The organism is Mesorhizobium sp. LNHC229A00 (genome assembly GCF_000502415.1).
Lineage (GTDB): Bacteria > Pseudomonadota > Alphaproteobacteria > Rhizobiales > Rhizobiaceae > Mesorhizobium.
The window spans coordinates 1-612 of record NZ_AYWQ01000147.1 but is presented as its reverse complement, the minus strand read 5'-3'; the positions used below and the strand labels follow the sequence as shown (position 1 = coordinate 612).

The following is a 612-nucleotide window of genomic DNA, read 5'->3' as shown; positions in this document are numbered from 1 at the left end:
CCCAACCGTCTCCCTGGAGATCAAGGCGACCGATGCCGCTGCCCAAAAGCGGTGAAGGAAGCGGAGCGACCAGTTGTTCCTTGAAGCCCGAAACATCCTCATGGAACACGCCGCCGATGAAACGAAACTGACCTTTGCCGAGGTCCATCTTATACGAGCAGGTGGCACCAAAGGCTTCACTTTTTACCTGCGTGTCAACATTGCTTTGTGCACCCGCCCAGTTAGCACCGGGATTGCTGGAGGCACCGATGGGCTGAGAGTAGTCGCCCAGGCAATCGATCGGGCCCATGCCGACCTTGATGCCGGCGTTGGGCACCCAGTAGCTTTCTGTGTCACGTGCCGAGGTGGAAAACTTGGGCCCACTCAGGGTGCCGTCTGACGGATCGGTATCCTTTGCGTTCTTCAAATCCCGTTGCGGCATCACATAAGTGCCTGAAAGTTCGCCTGTGACCTGAGCCGGATCGAACAACAGGTCGATATCGTACCAGCCACGCTCCAGTCCGCCGGCATGCGCCGGGTTCATCGCCGCACCCACCAAAGCCAGCGAAAAGCATCCTGCTCCCAGCAGTGCTTTCAGACGCGAATTGTTCATGGATAGATCGGAAGAGCGTC

General features: G+C 57.8%; 1 pseudogene. It reads right to left on the bottom strand.

Features of this window, described 5'->3' with window-relative positions:
- Nucleotides 1–592, bottom strand: a pseudogene (locus X742_RS140250) (transporter); the annotation flags it as partial.
- Nucleotides 593–612 lie beyond the last annotated feature (20 nt).